This is a genomic window from Glutamicibacter sp. GQ173, assembly GCF_059759215.1.
This window is the reverse complement of record NZ_JCAXDT010000004.1, coordinates 139,283-154,885: the sequence shown is the minus strand read 5'-3', so window position 1 is coordinate 154,885 and position 15,603 is coordinate 139,283. Positions and strand designations below refer to the sequence as shown.

At 60.1% G+C, this 15,603-nt stretch carries 13 protein-coding genes; 7 read left to right on the top strand and 6 right to left on the bottom strand.

Annotated features, from left to right (window positions below; all coding sequences use genetic code 11):
* The first annotated feature begins 57 nt into the window (after positions 1 to 57).
* The 4 genes from AC6CHO_RS08425 (at position 58) to AC6CHO_RS08410 (ending at position 4,359) form a co-directional block, all read left to right on the top strand.
* Positions 58 to 1,758 (top strand): MFS transporter, encoded by a 1,701-nt coding sequence (locus AC6CHO_RS08425; RefSeq protein ID WP_498214607.1) that lies wholly within the window; start codon positions 58 to 60, stop codon positions 1,756 to 1,758.
* A gap of 10 nt (positions 1,759 to 1,768) precedes the next feature.
* Positions 1,769 to 2,245: a MarR family winged helix-turn-helix transcriptional regulator gene (locus AC6CHO_RS08420; RefSeq protein ID WP_060700469.1), complete on the top strand. Its 477-nt coding sequence runs from the start codon at positions 1,769 to 1,771 to the stop codon at positions 2,243 to 2,245.
* Positions 2,246 to 2,348: 103 nt separating this feature from the next.
* Positions 2,349 to 2,900, top strand: a complete 552-nt coding sequence (locus tag AC6CHO_RS08415) for a hypothetical protein (protein WP_498214606.1) — start codon at positions 2,349 to 2,351, stop codon at positions 2,898 to 2,900.
* Positions 2,901 to 3,072: 172 nt separating this feature from the next.
* Positions 3,073 to 4,359, top strand: coding sequence for an aspartate kinase (locus tag AC6CHO_RS08410; RefSeq protein ID WP_060700467.1), 1,287 nt, complete (start codon positions 3,073 to 3,075; stop codon positions 4,357 to 4,359).
* Between the two features lie 83 nt (positions 4,360 to 4,442).
* On the opposite strand, the gene AC6CHO_RS08405 is transcribed toward AC6CHO_RS08410, so the two are convergent.
* Positions 4,443 to 6,053 carry an alkaline phosphatase D family protein gene (locus tag AC6CHO_RS08405; protein ID WP_498214605.1) on the bottom strand — a complete coding sequence of 537 codons (1,611 nt, stop codon included), beginning with the start codon at positions 6,051 to 6,053 and terminating at the stop codon, positions 4,443 to 4,445.
* A 116-nt stretch (positions 6,054 to 6,169) separates the two neighbouring features.
* Between AC6CHO_RS08405 and AC6CHO_RS08400 the strand changes: the two genes are divergently transcribed.
* A complete protein-coding gene (locus tag AC6CHO_RS08400) occupies positions 6,170 to 6,925 on the top strand; it encodes a phosphotransferase (protein WP_498214604.1) in 756 nt (251 codons plus the stop codon).
* A gap of 10 nt (positions 6,926 to 6,935) precedes the next feature.
* Here the strand turns inward: AC6CHO_RS08400 and AC6CHO_RS08395 are convergent, their stop codons facing one another.
* Complete coding sequence (locus tag AC6CHO_RS08395) at positions 6,936 to 7,607, bottom strand: response regulator (RefSeq protein ID WP_498214602.1); 672 nt, start codon at positions 7,605 to 7,607, stop codon at positions 6,936 to 6,938.
* Positions 7,604 to 9,298, bottom strand: a complete 1,695-nt coding sequence (locus tag AC6CHO_RS08390; RefSeq protein ID WP_498214600.1) for a sensor histidine kinase — start codon at positions 9,296 to 9,298, stop codon at positions 7,604 to 7,606. The genes AC6CHO_RS08395 and AC6CHO_RS08390 overlap by 4 nt, the downstream gene beginning before the upstream one ends.
* Before the next feature lie 186 nt (positions 9,299 to 9,484).
* Here AC6CHO_RS08390 and AC6CHO_RS08385 point away from each other — a divergent pair, with 186 nt between their 5' ends.
* Entirely contained in the window at positions 9,485 to 10,909 is a 1,425-nt protein-coding gene (locus tag AC6CHO_RS08385; protein WP_060700462.1) for a CitMHS family transporter, read from the top strand.
* Between the two features lie 138 nt (positions 10,910 to 11,047).
* Here the strand turns inward: AC6CHO_RS08385 and AC6CHO_RS08380 are convergent, their stop codons facing one another.
* From AC6CHO_RS08380 to AC6CHO_RS08370, 3 genes are all read right to left on the bottom strand, one after another.
* Complete coding sequence (locus AC6CHO_RS08380) at positions 11,048 to 12,187, bottom strand: ferrochelatase (RefSeq protein WP_498214598.1); 1,140 nt, start codon at positions 12,185 to 12,187, stop codon at positions 11,048 to 11,050.
* A gap of 214 nt (positions 12,188 to 12,401) precedes the next feature.
* Entirely contained in the window at positions 12,402 to 13,751 is a 1,350-nt protein-coding gene (locus tag AC6CHO_RS08375; RefSeq protein ID WP_498214597.1) for a TIGR01777 family oxidoreductase, read from the bottom strand.
* A 312-nt stretch (positions 13,752 to 14,063) separates the two neighbouring features.
* A complete protein-coding gene (locus AC6CHO_RS08370; RefSeq protein WP_498214595.1) occupies positions 14,064 to 14,621 on the bottom strand; it encodes a mycothiol transferase in 558 nt (185 codons plus the stop codon).
* A gap of 78 nt (positions 14,622 to 14,699) precedes the next feature.
* Between AC6CHO_RS08370 and AC6CHO_RS08365 the strand changes: the two genes are divergently transcribed.
* Entirely contained in the window at positions 14,700 to 15,599 is a 900-nt protein-coding gene (locus AC6CHO_RS08365) for a 3-methyladenine DNA glycosylase (protein WP_498214593.1), read from the top strand.
* Positions 15,600 to 15,603 lie beyond the last annotated feature (4 nt).

Here is a 15,603-nt window from a genome sequence, read left to right as displayed (position 1 = left end):
TGACATCAATCAACCATTCAGGCTCTTTGGACCTGACCTTAACTTTTTGGAGGCTCAATGACCGCAATCGCACCGGTCGCCGGGCCCAAGATGACGCACCGTGAAATACTCACCGCCCTGACCGGAATCCTCATGGGCATGTTCGTCTCGATCTTGGCCAGCACCGTAGTATCCAGTTCCCTGCCAGTGATCGTCTCGGATTTGAACGGCAGCCAGACCGCCTACACCTGGGTAGTGACAGCTACCCTGCTGGCGACCACCATTTCGACCCCGATCTGGGGCAAGCTCGCCGACCTGGGCAACCGCAAGCTGCTGCTGCAGATCTCCCTGGCGATCTTCGTCTTGGCTTCTGCTGCCGCGGGCTTCTCGCAGACCACCAGCTTCCTGATCGCCATGCGCGTCATCCAGGGCCTGGCCGGCGGTGGCGTTGGCGCCCTGGCACAGATCGTCATGGCCGACTTCCTCTCGCCACGCGAACGCGGCAAGTACATGGGCCTGTTCGGCGCAGTCATGGCTATCGGCACCGTGGGCGGACCGCTGATCGGCGGCTTCGTCACCGACACCATCAACTGGCGCTGGAACTTCTTCATCGCGCTGCCTTTTGCCATCGCTGCGGTCATCTTGATCCAGCGCACCTTGCACCTTCCGGCCATCGCCAAGCGCAAAGTCAAAATCGACTACTGGGGCATCCTGTTGCTCTCCGGCGGCGTTTCGCTGCTGCTGATCTGGATGTCGCTGGGCGGCTCCGAGTTCGAGTGGGCTTCGGCCACCAGCCTGATGATGGTGGTTGGCGCGGTGCTCCTGCTGGCAGCGTTCATCCTGGTCGAGATCAAGTCCTCCGAACCGCTGTTGAGCATGTCGCTGTTCAAGAACCGCACCTTCACCTTCGCCGTGATCGCTTCGCTGGCCGTAGGCGTGTCGATGTTCGGCACCTCGGTGTTCCTCAGCCAGTACATGATCATGGCCCGTGGCGCTTCTGCCACCATGGCCGGCCTGATGACCTTCCCGCTGATGGGCGGCCTGCTGGTCATCTCCACCATCGGCGGCCAGTTCATCTCCCGCACCGGCAAATGGAAGCCGCTGGTGATCACCGGCTCGGTGCTGATCGTCATTGGACTGTTCCTGCTGGGAACCATCCACTACAACACCAACTACGCGCTGGTTGCGGCCTTCATGTTCATCCTGGGCGCCGGCATGGGCCTGGTCATGCAGAACATGGTGCTGGTGGTGCAGAACTCCGTTGACATCAAGGAACTGGGTGTTGCCTCCTCCTCGGTCAACTTCTTCCGAACCTTGGGCGGCACCGCCGGCACCGCCGGATTGGGCGCCATCCTGGCAGCATCCATTCCGAACATGATTGCCGATCGCCAGGCGGATTTGATGCAGGCCATCGGGTCGCTGGGCGAAAAAGGCAAGGCGGTCGCAGAGGTCTTGTCCTCGGGCAGCCTTCCAACCATCTCCACCCTGCCCGAGCCGGTGCGCGTCATCTTCGAATCCATCTACGGTGACGCGGTGCCTTCCTTGTTCACTTTCGCAGCCCCGTTGTCGCTGATCATCGTGATTGCCGTCTGCCTGATTCCCAACCAGGCCCTGACCACGCAGACGGCTACCGAGCGCATGCAGGAAGTTGACGCCGAAGCCGCGCTTGAAGCCAATGGCATAGCTGCCGTCGACGAGAATGCAGGCGCTGAAATCCAGGAGCCAACCGCGCCCAGCAAGCAAGGAACCGAACCAGCGATGAAGCCGAACGGCAACTAGGAGAAATCCAGTGGATACCACCAGCACAGATGCTTCTGCCTGCACGAAGGATCGCGCGGACCGCTATTCGTTGGCAGAGCAGGAATTGTTCTCGCTGATTGCGGTCACTGCACGATTCAAGCGCGAACTTGCCCATCGGCTCAACGGCCAGCTGACGCCAGGCTATTTGCCGGTGCTCGGCCTGATCCTGCGCCATGGCCGCATCACGCAATCAGAAATTTGCGAGAAGCTGCTGATCGACAAGGCGACGCTCTCACGCATGATCTCCAAGCTCGAACAGCTCAGCCTGGTGGTTCGCGAGGTCAACGCCGATGATCGCAGGGCTTTCGACCTGCTCCCCACCGAGCACGCCAAAGAGCGCTGGCACAGCGGATTTGAGCAGTGGCGAGGCGAGCTTCGTTCGCGCATGAGCAACTGGGCTGACGATGACCTGGACAGGCTGGTTGAACTGCTGAGCAGATTGAATCTGGAAATTCAGGCGATCTAGCCTGCATTTGAACACCGGTGCGACAGGCCGGGCATCACGGGACGACCGTGGCGCCCGGCCATTTTCCTTTCCCCGCAGACCCGGCATTGCCTAGACTTCAACCATGGGAACCAAGAGCAGCAATACCTCAGCCATAGCCAATGCCACCGGCATTCCATGGGACACCTGGAGCAGCCAGCTTGAGCACGCCAAGGCCGGCGAGCTGACGCATAAGGAAATCGCTGAGCTCGCGTTCACCCGCATGCCACCGTCACTTGACAACCCCGGGTGGTGGGCACAATCGGTTGCTGTCGCCTACGAGCAGCAAATTGGCCGCCGACTCCCGGGGCAGGCTCAAGACGGGACCTTCCAAGGCTCGGTCAGCACTACCCTGGCCGCCGATTTGGATACGGCCTTGGCCCGCTGGGAAGAACAAGTCTCTGGCATGGAAACCTTCAATGGGCAAACACTAGCCGAACCAGCACGGACCAGTGGATCCGAGCGCTGGCGCTATTGGCGTGCCAGCTTCAGCGACGGCACCAAGGCCCAAGTGGATATTGGGCTTAAGGGCGACAAATCAGCGATAGCCATTAACATTACTAAGGCTGAAACACCAGATCAGGTGTCTGAATGGAAGAGGTTTTGGCGACAAATCTTGGCTGAATTCAAGCAATAGCCCATGTTTTTCAACAACAGCCGCGAATATTCCTAGGCAATATGACCAATGTTTACCGTCACAAGTAGGAGAACTTGGCCCGTAGCTGTCACAATATTTATTTGGTAGATGCCTCGCGTTGTGCCTTGCGCCAATAACGAGTCACAGCTTTCAACAGGTGGAGTGAGTGCCCATGGGCCTAATTGTTCAAAAATTTGGCGGTTCGTCAGTTTCAGATGCCGAAGGCATCAAGCGTGTGGCGCGTCGAATTATTGACACCAAGTCCCAGGGCCACGACGTCGTCGTAGTTGTCTCGGCCATGGGCGACACCACCGACGACCTTCTAGATCTGGCCGGCCAGCTCACCGACGATGCGCCAGCGCGCGAAATGGACATGCTGCTCTCCGCTGGAGAACGCATCTCCATGTCCCTGCTGGCCATGGCCATTGACCAGTTTGGCGAACAGGCTGCTTCCTTCACCGGATCGCAGGCCGGCGTGATCACCGATTCCACGCACGGCAAGGCCCGCATCATGGAGGTTTCCCCTCAGCGCATTCGCCGCGCCATCGACCGCGGCTTCATCGCGATCGTTGCCGGCTTCCAGGGCATGAGCAAGGAATCGAACAACATCACCACCATGGGCCGTGGCGGCTCGGACACCACCGCAGTGGCTTTGGCTGCCGCGTTGGGCGCCGATGTCTGCGAAATCTACACGGATGTGGACGGCGTCTACACCGCTGATCCGCGTGTAGTTGCTTCGGCGAAAAAGATCGAGAAAATCACCAGCGAAGAAATGCTGGAGATGGCCGCCAGCGGATCCAAGATCCTGCACCTGCGTTGCGTGGAATACGCTCGGCGCTTTGGCGTGCCACTGCATGTGCGCTCTTCATTCAGCACTCACGAGGGCACCTGGGTGCTCCCGAACCCCGACGACAAAATCAAAATTCAAGAGGGAGAACCCTTGGAACAGCCAATCATCTCAGGTGTCGCCCACGACCACTCCGAAGCCAAGGTCACCGTCATCGGCGTGCCTGATATCCCTGGCAAGGCAGCCCAGATCTTCGGCGTGATCGCCGCGGCCCAGGCGAATATCGACATGATCGTCCAGAACATTTCGACCCATGGCTCGGGCAAAACCGACATCTCCTTCACCTTGCCCATGACCGAGACCAAGAACGTGCTTGGCGCATTGAACACCGCCAAGAGCGAGATCGGTTTTGAGGACATCGAGCACAACGACGAGGTCGGCAAGCTTTCGCTGATCGGTGCGGGCATGCGCTCGAACCCGGGCGTTTCCTTCACCTTCTTCGAAGCCCTGCACAACGCAGGAGTGAACGTGGACATGATCTCCACGTCCGAAATCCGCATTTCGGTGGTCACCGACGCCGACAAGCTCAACGACGCTGTGCGCGCCATCCACACCGCATTCGATTTGGACACCGACGTAGAAGCCACCGTCTACGGCGGCACCGGCCGCTAAGACCACGCTCCACCAAAGATCATGCCTGCGGCGCTGGAATATCCAGCGCCGCAGGCATGATCTTCTTATTTGTCAGAATCGGCTTATTTTGCCGGTTCCAGGGTCTTGGAGTAGACCGTTTCACCCAGCGCGTTGCGCAAGCTGACTGTAAATAGATCCTGCTCATCAAGATCCACATGCCCGAAGAACTGGCTCTTGCCATCGCGCGGGGACTGGTTGGCAATCGTGCCAGCCAAGGCAAAATCCACCCGCGGTCCGAAGGTTCCATCCATCTCATTGGGACCAAAGGATCCGGCATTGACCGGGCCCGCAACGAACTCCCAGAACTCGTTGAAGTCGCTGAACGCTGCTCGTTCGGGCGAATAGTGGTGGGCGGCGCAGTAGTGCACATCAGCGGTCAGGAAAACGATGTTCTTGATGCCCCGGTCCTTGATGGCCTTGAGCAGCCGCGCCAATTCAAGTTCGCGGCCCAGCGGGGCACCGTGGTCAGCGTTGGAAATGGATTCCTGCGCCTTGCCATCGGGGACGATGATGCCCAACGGCAGATCGTTGAGTATGACTTTCCAAGTGGCCTTGGACTGGCTCAACCCATCAACCAGCCAGTCCAGCTGCTCTTCACCGAGGATCGCGGTTTCCTTGGATTCCTTGCCGTCCGTGTTTTCGGACTTGAAAGTACGCATATCCAATGCGAACAAATCCAAGGCAGGACCGCGGGAAATCTTGCGGTAGATTCGCGCCGCTTCAAAACCGGTGCCACCACTCATCGCACGCGGATCGGCGATGGGCTGGTATTCCTGCCACGCTTGGCGGCCACGGGCCGCCAGGGTATTGACGTCGCGCACGGTGTAGCGCTCATCGGTGATGGTTTCGCCCGGCCACCAGTTGTTGTGGGTTTCGTGGTCATCCCACTGGGCGATGACTGGAACTTCGGCATACATCGCGCGGACATTGGCATCCATCATGTTGTAGCGGTGGCGTCCCCGATATTCCGCCAGAGTTTCAGCGACCTTGGAAACTTCCTCGGTCACCAGGTTGCGCCATATCTGGCCATCCGCTTCTTGGACTTCGGCAAGGATCGGTCCGTCAGCGTAGATCGTGTCACCGCTGTGCACAAAGAAGTCAGGCTTGGTGGCATGCATCGCGGCATAGGCGCGCATGCCGCCGATTTCTTCATTGATGCCCCAGCCCTGGCCGGCCGTATCTCCGGACCAGACAAAACTTTGCGCTCGCTCAGCCTCATGGTTGCGGCGACCGGTTCCCGACGGCGCAGTGCTGAACCATCCCTGCTGGGTTTCGCCGAGGGTGCCGTTCTCATCTTCAAAACCGATGCTGACCGAGAATCGTGTTCCGGCTGGCAGATGGGCAGCGTTGATTTTGGCGGTGAAGTCACTGCCCTCGGTGGCCTGGGCACCTCTCAATGTGCGAACAAAGGATCCGCGTCCACGAATGATCTGGCCTGCTTCATCCACGGCACGCAGCTGCGTGCGCACTCGGCCTTCACCAGAACTGCGGGCCCAGAGCACCGCGCTGTTGGTGGAAACGTCGCCCATGGAGAAGCCGCTGGTTAATGCCAAACGCGAACGGACCAAGCGTGGAGCACCAGAGGCCAATGCGGCACCGGTGGGGCCAACGAGGCCCAGGGCTCCTGCGCCCAAGGCACCAGTCAATAAATTTCGTCGCGAAATATTAGTCATGGAACTAACTGTGGTGCGTCAGCCTAGCCAATTTATGGCACCAAGGTGAACACGAAGAAAAAAACTGGCAGTTTAAGATGCCGGGCTTCCTCGCGGCCTGTTGGCAAGCTGGTTCAATGAGTGATGAACGAGTCATCTCGGGTTCTCCCCCTGCCGGATTCCCGATTCCGGAAGCTGTGCGTGACGTGGCCGACACCCATGCGGTGAAAGGAGTGTGGCTCAACGCGCTGGGCGGATCCACCTACCGGATTGGGCACGGACCGGACAGCCGCTATGCGAAATGGTCGCCGGGGCGACCGGTGGACGCGGAGATTGATCTGGAATCCGAGGCCCGCCGCATGAAGTGGGCAGGGCAGTTCATCAACGTGCCGGCAGTGCTTTCAGTTGAGCAGTACCCTGAAGGCCAGCTGCTGCTCAGCGCGGCGCTGCCCGGGTACAGCGCCGTGAGCGACCTGGGCAAAAGCAATCCAGAGCGTTCAGCCCACGCCCTCGGCCAAGGACTTCGGCACCTGCACGATCGGCTGCCAGCAGGGCAGTGCCCCTTCAGCTGGGATCTATCCTCACGCATCGCTTCCCTGCCATTAAGCCAGCAATCCGAGCTGCTCGCCGAAGCGCCGCCCCTTGACGCCGTGGTCTGCCACGGCGATGCCTGCCTTCCCAACACGCAGCTGGATGCGAACGGCGGCTTCTTGGGACACGTTGACATGGGCAAATTGGGCATCGCCGACAGGTGGGCAGATCTTGCCATCGCGGCCTGGAGCACCGAATGGAACTACGGTCCCGGCTACGAACATCTGGTATATGCCGGTTACGGAATGGAAGCAAATGAAGAAAAAATCGCCTTCTACCGAAAGATCTGGGACGCCACCTGAATCAGGTTGCCTAGCGTGCCACGTAGCGGTGCTCCGGACGACCGCGGGTCCCGTAGCCCAGCTGGAGTTCCAATGATTCATTGGCCACCAGGGCCGCAAGATAACGCTGGGCCGTGGCTCGCGCAATGCCGACAGCTTCCGCCACTTCGGCCACGCTCATAGGCTCCGAAGCTTCCTTGACACAGTTGAGCACTGCCTGTTCGGTAGGCGCGGCACCGGCTGCCGGAGCAGCCTCTTCACTGCCCTGCAAGGAGCGGAAGAGCCGTTCGACTCCCTGCTGATTGAATTCAGCCGTGCCGCTGAGCTGCCGCCGATAGCGAGCCCACCCCTTGAGCTTGGCGCTGAGTGTTTTTGCGTCAAAGGGCTTGATGATAAATGCCAGCGCCCCGTGCCGAATAGCCTTGGCGATATTCTTCGGCTCGGTGGCAGCCGAAATCATGACGGCATCCACGTCCAGTTCACGCAGCAGCTCGATGCCGCTGACATGTGGCAGGTACAGGTCCAGGAGCAACAGGTCAGGCTTGAGCGTGGCGACGAGCTTGGGCACCATGCGCGGATCCTGCACTGGCTCCAGGGCTTGGAAACCCGGAATGGAATTGACCATGTCTGCGTGGAGGGCACCCACGCGAAAGTCATCGTCGACGATCATGACCTGGTAGTTTCCATTGGCGCTGTCGCTCATGGCTGCGCTCCTTCATTCTCGTTGTTCTCTGGGGTGGCTGGTTCAACCAGCACCGCTGGCAATCGGGCGGCAAATACCGCGCCTTCTGTTCCGGTGCCCGGATCGGCAATCCAGACGTCCCCGCTGCGGGCTTGGGCCAAGCGCTTGATCAGTGGCAAGCCAACCCCGCGTCCATGTTCATTGCCCAGATGGGAACCGGTGCTGACGTCCCGGGCAAAAATGTCCTCGGTGGTGGTGATGCCCGGTCCGGAATCAGCTACAGCAATATGCAGTATGGCAGCTTCGGAGAGCAGATCGATTTCCACCCACGGTTTCCCGTGGCCCCGCAAGGCGGCGGTAAAGGCGTTATCCAGAAGATTGCCGAGCACCGCGGTTGCATCCTGGGCATCATGGGCCGAGGCGATCTGCCCGAAGAGCATCGACTGGCTCGACACCCGCAGTTCGATCCCCTGCTCGTGGGCACGGACCGCCTTGGCCGAGATGAACGCCGATAGGTAGGCGTCCTGGATCGCTTCCAGCCCGGGCACCTGGGCGATTTTCGGCCCGGTTTCCATGACCTCGCGCAGGTAGGCTTCGGCCTGTTCGATTTTTCCCAAGTCAATCAATCCGAGCACCGCGTGCATGCGGTTGGCGAATTCGTGGCGCTGGGCGCGCAGGGCATCTGCCATGTCCTGGACGGCATCCAGCTTGGTGCCCAGCGCCTCGATGGTGGTCACATCGTGCAGCAATACCACCTGGCCAAGGTCGAGCCCGTCGCGGTTCACTTCATTCACCCGGGCGATCAGGGAATGGCCGTTGGCTTCCAGGCGCACCGGAGCCCGGTCCCGTTCCTTGATGGCCTTGACCAGGCGCCGGTCCAGGCCGGCGGATTCAAAATGCCTCCCGACCACGTCTTCCAGTTCGGTGCGGTGCGGCAGGCCCAAAAGCAACCGAGCGGCCTTGTTGCGCACGGTAATCCGCCCGTCGGAACCGATGCCCATGACGCCTTCGGTGACGCCGTAGAGCACTGCCTGCTGGTCACGAACCAGCTGGGCAATTTCGGTCGGTTCAAGTCCCAAAGTCTGGCGTTTCAGCCGGCGCACGGTTACTCGTCCGGCCACGGTGGCCAACCCGGCAGCCAAGAGCGCAAAGAGCGCAATCCAGCTGAAGGATTCCAGCAGGGCACCGGTCAGCGACTGCGTGGTCACGCCGACCGAAACCTCTCCGATCACCTGGCCCGACGCGCCACGGATGGGGACCTTGGCGCGCACCGATTCACCCAGGGTTCCATGCTCCCTTGACACCGCTTCGATCCCGTCCAGGGCCACCGGGTCGGTGGAAACCATCTGTCCAATTTCCGCGGGATTCGGGTGGCTCAGCCGCAGACCCCGGTCTTCGGTGATCACCACGAAGTACGCTTGCTTCTGCTCAAGTATGGCGTTGGCCAGCTGCTGCAGCTTTCCGTTGGCGAGCTTCTTCTCGTCAAGTTCTTCCATGGCTGCATATCGGGTCACTTCGTCGATGACCTCTGGAAGCACCGCCACGGATCGGGCGATGGTCAGCGAGGTATCTTCGGCGCGCGAAAAAACGCGGTCATAGCTGGAATACAGGGTTCCGGCGGTGACCAGCACGATCAGCACGCCAACGACGAGGAACTGCAAACGCATGATGCGCGATGCGAAATGCCTCGAGCGCGGGCCAGAACGGAACATGCCACCCAGCATAGACGCACTCCCCGGGCAACGCGATTTTAAAGAGCAAAAAGATGGCAATGAACTTAAGCCTTCAATAATCAGCACAAGGGGCGCAACGTGAGCCCCGCCACGTACTTTGAATAGGTGCCCTGAAGTTATTGGGTGACACAACGACGTACACTCACCGAAATGGAGGTCGGGGCAATGCTAGTTGCACTCGGATTCCTCATGGTCGCCACCTTTATGGCGCTGATCATGACCAAACGCATGACGCCACTTTTGGCATTGATTCTCGTCCCAACCATCTTCGGGATCTTCACCGGCGCAGGCTTCGGGCTGGGCGACATGATCATGGACGCCATCAAGGACATGTCCGGCACCGCAGCCCTGCTGATGTTCGCCATCATGTACTTCGGCATCATGATCGATGTTGGACTCTTCGACCGCCTGGTCGCCGGCATCCAGAAACTTGTGGGCAATGACCCGGCAAAGGTCGTTCTGGGCACCTCCCTGCTCACCGCGGTCATCTCCCTGGATGGCGATGGCTCCACCACCTTCATCGTGGTCACCGCGGCCTTGCTGCCGATCTACCAGCGCCTGGGCATGAGCCCAGTGGTGCTGACCTGCGTGGCCGGCTTGACCAACGGCACGCTGAACATCGTCCCTTGGGGCGGTCCAACTGCCCGTGCCGCCGCAGCGCTGCATGTCGATGCCGCAGACGTCTTTGTCCCGATGCTCCCGTCGCTGGGTATCGCCCTGGTCGTTATCGGCCTGTTCGCTTGGCAGCTGGGCGTTTCCGAGCGCCGCCGCTTGCAGCGCGAACGCCCCGAACTGTGGGGCACTGAAATGGGTGGCGGCAACATCACCTCGCCATCCGGTGGCAAATCCCCGGCTGGCACCGCGCCTTCCGGCGGCCACTTGGCTGTACTGGAAGCAGTTGCCCGCAAGGGAGATGGCTCGGAACCTGCCACCATGGACGGCACCGTGCTCGACCCGAACCGCGAAACCCTGCGCCCGAAGACTTTCTACTTCAACCTGGTGCTCACCGTAGCCATCATGGTGCTGCTGGTTGTCGACGTGCTGCCGCTGTCCTACCTGTTCATGGTCGGTACCGCGATCGCCTTGGTCGTGAACTTCCCGAAGGTCTCCGACCAGGTGAAGATGATTGCGGGCCACTCCAGCGAAATCATCGCCGTGGTCTCCATGGTTCTTGGCGCAGCGGTTCTCACCGGCGTGCTCTCGGGCACCGGAATGGTTGATGCAATGAGCCAGTGGCTGGTCGCGATCATCCCCGACTCCCTGGGTCCATACATGGCGGTAATCACCGGATTGATCTCCATCCCGGCCACCTTCCTCATGAGCAACGACGCCTTCTACTTCGGCATCCTGCCAGTGCTCACCGAAGCCGGCGCGCACTTCGGAGTCCCGGCCGTGGACATGGCTCGTGCCTCGATCACCGGCCAGCCGGTGCACATGCAGTCTCCGCTCGTTCCAGCAATCCTGCTGCTGGTTTCGCTCTCCCGCGTGGACTTGGGCGATCACCACAAGAAGGTTCTGTGGCGCGCGTTGGTGGTAGCCCTGGTCATGCTCGTCTCGGGCGTGCTGCTGGGCGCAATCCACATGGGCTAAGGCCCAAAGGCCTAACGGTCTGTCGTCAGCCGCACCCCGCTGGTCTCGCTTCCGAGACCAGCGGGGTGCGGCGTTTAAGCAGATGGCTGTCGGACTTTGCCGTGCGCCATCGCGCGCAGCGCCCGTCCAGCGTCAGTGCTACCCAGGGATGCTTCCGGTAGCCCACGCGGGAAGGGCTCGTTTGCTCTTGGGCCCTTCGCAGCAGTTCATCGAGCAGGCGCCGCTGCCCGGCCCCAGCGGCGTGCTGCCGGAAATAACCTGCGATTCCACTTGTTCTCCACGGACCTGCGCCGCCCGTTCGATGGCGAGATCCACCAAGCCGCTGGCAAAAATCGGCGAGACGCCAAGGCTTTCAGCTCGCAGAAACGTGAGCCCCTCCTCGCGCGCTGTTTGGGCCGCCTCGGTATCCAGATCGTATTTGACTTCCATATGGTCTGATACGAACCCGAGCGGAACCGCTAGCACCGCCTCGATCCCAGAGCGCGATAGCTCGCGCAGGCGGTCGTTGATATCCGGTTCCAGCCATGGCGTGGCCGGGGATCCGGACCTGGAGCAGTACACGAGCTCAGCGTCCAACTGCTCCGATTCATCCAGCTGGCCACTGATCCACGCAATCAGCTCCTCGTGCTGCTGCGCATATCCTGGCGTGAATCGCTGTGAAGATTCCTGCATGGAAGTCGGAATCGAGTGGGTGACGTAGAGGATTTTGTGGCGCTTCCCATCGAGGCTTCCTGCCCTCGTCGCAAGTTCGGCAAGGCCACGGCGCACGTAGTCCAATTGGGCTTTCGCGAATCCCGGATGGTTGTAGTACTGCCTGATCTTGTCGAATTCCACCGATAGCCCTTCGGCCTCCAAGGTGGACACGGCAGCGGCGAAGTCTTCCCGATACTGCCGACAAGAGGAATATGAGGAATATGCGGAGGTGTCGATGGCCAAGAACTTCCGAGCGCCATGCTCCCGCGCTTGCTTGCGGACCACGTCGGTCAGATACGGGTGCCAGTTGCGGTTTCCCCATAGCAGGGGAACCGTGATCCCGCGAGAGTCGAATTCACGCTGAAGCGCTCGCCACAAGTCCTGGTTTTGCTCGTTGATCGGCGACTTGCCTCCGAACATGTAGTAATGCTCTCCGACCTCTTCCAAGCGCTCGTCCGGAATCCCCCTGCCCCGAGTGACATTTTGCAGAAATGGAAGAACGTCCTCGGGCTTCTCAGGGCCGCCGAAGGACATCAGCACTACGGCGTCGAAAGGTGCGAGGGGATCACTATCTGTCGTTTTCATCTGCTGCTTTCCTTTTTAGCCACTGCTGCGCCGGCAGTATCCTCGCAGGGACCGGCCGCCAACAGCATCATCAGATATATAGCTTAGCAAGTAGTTAGCCAAACTAGATAAATGGTTGCCCGCAGAAATCAGTGCATGCCCCCTTCATTGAAAACCACCGCACTGCGCTCCGGGCCTTCCGCTCAAACAGTCATCGACTCTTCGCTGATAACGCCTAGCTGGAGCCCAAGCTATGGGCCAATTCAGCTTCGATGCGCTCATTGCGGAAGACATGGCCCGCGTCGAGCAGCTTGCGAGGAATAACCCACTGGTCTGCCAGGGCAAGCAACCGGGCACCCTGAGACCCGAGCAGGACTTTGGGCGCCGCCTCCGGAACTGGAATAAAAGCCGGGCGCTTAAGCGCATGCGCCAGCGCGTTGGTGAATTCAGCGTTGCTCGCCATATGCGGTGCCACGGCATTGACTGGACCAGACAATTGGCCATCCCACAGAGCCCGAAGGTAGATATCCAGCAGATCGTCTAGTCCAATCCACGACAAACGCTGCTGTCCGCTGCCCAGCTTTCCCCCGACGCCGGCGGCGAAAAGAGGACGCAGCACCGCGAGCATGCCACCTTTGGGCGTGAGCACGACGCCGGTTCTGATTTGGACGCTGCGAAGATCAGGCCCCGCTGCGCGAGCCGCCTCTTCCCAGCCCTGGACCACTTCAACAAGAAAGTCGCCAGATTGGGCTGGCTGGGCATCGGACTCTTCGACGGCCTCTGGACCGGTGCTGGCTCCATAGATTCCTATCGCCGAAGCGCTGACAAATGTGGATACCCCGGATCGCGACGCGAGCAGAGCCAAGGAGCGTGTTGGCCCGATGCGGCTCTTGAGCACGGCCTGCCGGTGCTCTTGCGTGAACCGGCCGAAAATGCTGGCTCCAGCCAGATGGATGACGGCATCGCATCCCTCCAGCAGATCCTCCGCCGGATTATCCGGATCCCAGCGGCGCTCATCTGGCGATGCCGGCGCACGTCTCACCAGCTTGATGACGCGATGGCCACCTGTGGACAAGAAGGCGCACAACGCCTCGCCAACCAGGCCGCTGGATCCAGTCACGGCAATTACCTGAGGAGCGAGCCCGGCTTCAGCCGCGCTGCGGTGGGCGGCAAAATCCGCTGCCAATTGCCGATGGCGATAAGCGAGCATCTGCTCGATCCGGCGCCGCGGCACATTCGATTCGATGCGGTCGCTGACCGTAGTCGCACCTGTTCCTGCAGGCTCAAAAAGGTGCTCATGCTTCCACTTGATCGCCCGGGTCGGCAAGCCGCGAAGGCCTTCGGGCTCCAACTGGTCGACAAATCGGCGATTTTCGGAGAACTCGAGGGGCTGGTGTTTCGCAATCCACCTCAAACCGCCGGGAATTCCCAACACGGCAGTCCCATCCTCAAGTGACGCCGCCTCGCGAATGGGTTTCAGAGGCAGCCAAGGGGGAAGAAGGCGGACAATGGCACCTGGTCGGGAGAACCAATCGAAGACAGTGGAAGGATCTGCCGGCAGTTGGCTGGAACGTTCAATGATCATGCGCTCATCATAGGATTCATTTTCCGGCCTGCCCCAGCACAGGCCTCGGCAGCACGGGATACTCCCAGCTTTCCTCCGGGCCGGCTGCATGATGCCGCACCACGCACGCGGCCAAGCTGGCGGTTTTCAGAAACGCCCCGCAGGGCGCGTAGCGATTCTAGAACTCCCGCGTTCCTCCAGTCTTCTGGCCAGCTCCCACGATATCAACTCATCTTTCACTGGGCATCGCCTTGCCTTGCCCGTCCTGCTCGTGCCCTCAATGGCCCAACCTTGCAGGGCTACCCGGCAAGGGGCACGTACGTGGCGCGGCCCTTAGCCCTTGAACCACATCGGAAGAAAGTCCTGCGGGGGATCTTCGCCAACGCGCCCATCGATCGCTTCTCGGATCAGATCCGAATGGCCGGTATGCCGTCCGTACTCTTCAATCAGGTCGCAGATAATCCTGCGCACCGAGGGTTGTTGCCCCTCGAATTCCAGCCCCGAGGCGGTATCCAGCGTGCCATCGTCAATAATCTGCTGCTGGATCCGCCGGCCCTTCGCTACCGCGTTGTCGTAGCGTTCGTACAGTGCCCGAGGGTCTTCATCGTCTTGGACGATAAAAGGATTCTTGTCCTGCTCCAGGAATTCGAGCAAAACCTCTGGGCGCTCACGCGCAATGAAATAGCTGAATTTCTCGTCTTCCACGGTCGCCAGATGCTGCAGCAATCCGCCCACGCTCAGCTCGCTGCTGGGCAGCCGGGCTTTGAGCTGTTCCAGGTTCAAACCATCGGCTTTGTAGCGGAAAGTGGCTCGAAGGCGATCAAGCATGGCGAACAGATGTTCCTGCTCGCTGGCGAAGATTGGTGGTTCCCAGATGGGAAAGTCAGCCATGTCTAGCTCCTGAGCGATGAGATGTGAGTTGAGGTACCAAAGTGGTCTGTTGGGCGGATGAATTGAATAATGAGAAGTATGCCCGTTACCGCCGCCGTTTTGGAAGCCTCCCAGTGGATGCCTCTGGCCCATAGCCATGAGGCTCGTGCGCGAGCCTTCGGAGAACCCTTTGTCGAACGTCGCATGACCGGTCGGAAGCATCCCATCGAGGATTTTCTTTTCACCTACTACACGCAAAAGCCAGGCCAGCTCTATCGCTGGCACCCGGGGCTGAATGTTGTGCTCACCGGTGAAGTGGCCCAAGAACGAGCGACGTGGAAGTTCTATCGCGCAGTGGAAACCGGTCAGGGCACGGGATATGAATTTGATGTCCAGGCCTTCACCCAGGCGCGAGCTCGCGCCATAGAATTTGCCCGCGTGATATTGGCCGGGACTTCGCAGCGGCCGGGGAATTTCGCCTGCTTCGGTCTGCATGAATGGGCGATGGCGTATAAATCGGAAGTCAACGGAATTCGGCATGAGTACCTGCCCTTGCGGCTCGGGGCCAAGGGAACCGACGCCGTAGTGGAGTCCGAGAAGATCCGGTGCACGCACTTTGACGCCTTCCGGTTTTACACGCCGCAGGCTATTGAGCTCAATGAACTGCAGCCCACCCGCGAAACACAACGCGATCTGGAACAGCCCGGTTGCTTGCATGCCAACATGGACCTCTACAAGTGGGCGTACAAGCTTTCCCCTGCTGTCCCCAGCAGTTTGGTGATGGATTGCTTCGAACTCGCGTGGGATATCCGCACGATGGACATGCAGGCCTCGCCTTATGACTTGGCCGATTGGGGTCACGAACCTATTCGGATTGAGACTCCCTCCGGCAAGGCCGAATACATCCGGCGGCAAAAGGAGTTTGCGTCGCGAGCGGATCACTTGCGACTCAAATTACTGGAGGTTGCCAACAGCCTGCAGCTTGCACCAAAAGACTAGTATT